This is a genomic window from uncultured Maricaulis sp., assembly GCF_963976135.1.
Taxonomy (GTDB): Bacteria; Pseudomonadota; Alphaproteobacteria; order Caulobacterales; family Maricaulaceae; genus Maricaulis.
Genome location: NZ_CAXBKN010000192.1, coordinates 1 through 1652, shown reverse-complemented (window position 1 = coordinate 1652; position 1652 = coordinate 1). Strand labels below are relative to the sequence as shown.

The window sequence follows — 1652 nt, the reverse complement described above, 5'->3', positions numbered from 1 at the left end:
AGATCTTCCTCAAGGAATTCGAGCGCAAACGGGCCCGCACCGCCGCCGGCGGCTAAGAATTACCGGTAAAACCGGATTTTTTGGGTCTGCTATTACGACTATGACATCCAAGACGGCACACGGCATGGCTCCCTCGGGGCCATGCCGTTTTGCTGTCGGTCTTCGCATTTCAAAGAGCGGAACGGCGCAGTGTAACCCTGCCGCGGCGGGGCGGGGACAAGCCGGCCCGCAGTCCCCATTGCGCGAGCGGGCTGATTGATATCGGATGCTGCGATATCGGCGCCGACGCCGCTCAGACAGGGGATCATCATGAAGACCGCGCTCATTTCCGTTTCGGCCCTGGCTCTTGGCCTGGCCCCTGCCGCCTGCAGCCCGCAAGCCGCCCCGCCCGCCGCGACTGCGCCCGGTGACACAAGCCAGAGCGAGGCCGCCTCAACGCCCGTTCTCGCCGGATCGCCGGTGTTCGAGCGCAGCGGGGCCGCCCCGCTGATCGACTTCGCCGGTGTCCAGGCCATGCTGGGCGGCGAGCCGACCGAAGTCCTGGTCCTGGGCACGACCCATCTCAACCAGCTGCCCGAGGCCGCCTTCAGCCCCGACCATCTCGCGCTGGTCCTTGACCGGCTCAGCGCCTACAGGCCCGGCATCATCGCCATCGAGGCGATTGGCGGGCGCGGCTGCGATGCCCTGCGCCGCCATGCCGGCCTCTATCCGGGCGTGGCCGATGATTACTGCACCGACCCGGCCCCGGCACTCGCGAGCCTGGGCATGACCCAGCCAGAGGCGGCGCTCGCCGTGGAGACCGGATTTGCGGCCCTGCCGGCTGATCCTTCCGCGGCCGAACGCCGCCGGATGGCCGCGCTCTTTTTCGGCGCCGGCGAACCCTGGTCGGCAGCCCTGCAATGGTCAAAGCTCGATCCCGCCGAACGTATCGCCGCCGATGCCGTCAGTGAGGCCCTGCAGGAAAGGCTCGACCGGCTCCTGACCTCGCGCAATGAGAATAATCTCATTGCGCTCGCCCTCGCCAACCGGCTCGGCATTGAGCGTCTCGCGGCGATGGATGACCATAGCGCCGATATCGTCCAGACCCGGGCGCCGGGCAGTCTCGGCCCGGTCATCCAGGGCGTATGGGCCGCGGAGCACCCGCTCGACCCGGAGATGGACGCGGCACAGCGCCGCTATCTCGGCTCGGCCGCGGGCGTGCTGGATGGCTATCGTTTCCTGAATAGCGAGGTGTATCAGCGCTTTACCATTGAGGGCGATTTCGGCCTCGCCGCCGCCACCCCTGACGGGGATGCGGTCGCCCGGCAATATCTCGCCTGGTGGCAGGTGCGCGGTCTGCGCATGGCGGCCAATGTCGTTGAAGCCGCCGGCAACCAGCCCGGAGCCCGCGTCCTGGTCATCGTCGGCGCCTCGCACAAGGCCTATTTCGACGCCTATCTCGACCAGATGCATGATATCGAACTGGTCAGCGTCGAGCAGGTTCTGGCGGATCCGGTGGAATAGTTGCTGGCGGGACAGGGGCGTTCGGCCCGTGTCCCGCCAACCGGTTCTGATGCCCGGCCGATGTCGCGATGACAGGCCCTAACCGCGTTCACGCAGCAACGGCTGAAACCGGCCATAGCTCAGCGAGCGCCAGGCCCATTCGAAGGGGC

Annotated in this window: 1 protein-coding gene; it reads left to right on the top strand. The window is 67.2% G+C overall.

The window, feature by feature from the left end:
* Positions 1–309 precede the first annotated feature (309 nt).
* A complete protein-coding gene (locus AAC023_RS14475; protein ID WP_339742023.1) occupies positions 310–1503 on the top strand; it encodes a DUF5694 domain-containing protein in 1194 nt (397 codons plus the stop codon).
* Positions 1504–1652 lie beyond the last annotated feature (149 nt).

Coding starts and splice junctions, on each gene's coding strand:
- AAC023_RS14475 (WP_339742023.1), top strand. CDS start 310: ATGAAGACCGCGCTCATTTCCGTTTCGGCCCTGGCTCTTGGCCTGGCC.